Source organism: Cupriavidus sp. 8B (assembly GCF_054589115.1).
The window spans coordinates 1-269 of sequence record NZ_BAAILO010000619.1 but is presented as its reverse complement, the minus strand read 5'-3'; the positions used below and the strand labels follow the sequence as shown (position 1 = coordinate 269).

Sequence of the window (269 nt, the reverse complement as noted above, 5' to 3'; positions counted from 1 at the left end):
CGGGCCGACGAAGTGTTGTCCGCGATCACGCTCTTGAGGTCGAAGCGGAAGTTCTCGTAGCGCGAGTCGATCACCTCCACCGCCGGCAGCACGAAGTCGGTGGCGGCCAGCACGTCGCCGATATGGCAACCCGGCCCCTTGAGCGGATGCTTGAGCACGAAGGCGATCTCGGCCTCCACCTTGGGGTGGATCAGCGACGCGGTGTCGATGGCGCCGCCGTCCATGCAGGCGCCGTAGTCGGTCAGGAAACCGTAGACTGGATCGGTCAC

General features: G+C 65.4%; 1 pseudogene. It reads right to left on the bottom strand.

Annotated elements, in window-relative coordinates:
• Nucleotides 1-269 (bottom strand): annotated as a pseudogene (locus ACYP5B_RS50985) (4-oxalocrotonate decarboxylase); the annotation flags it as partial.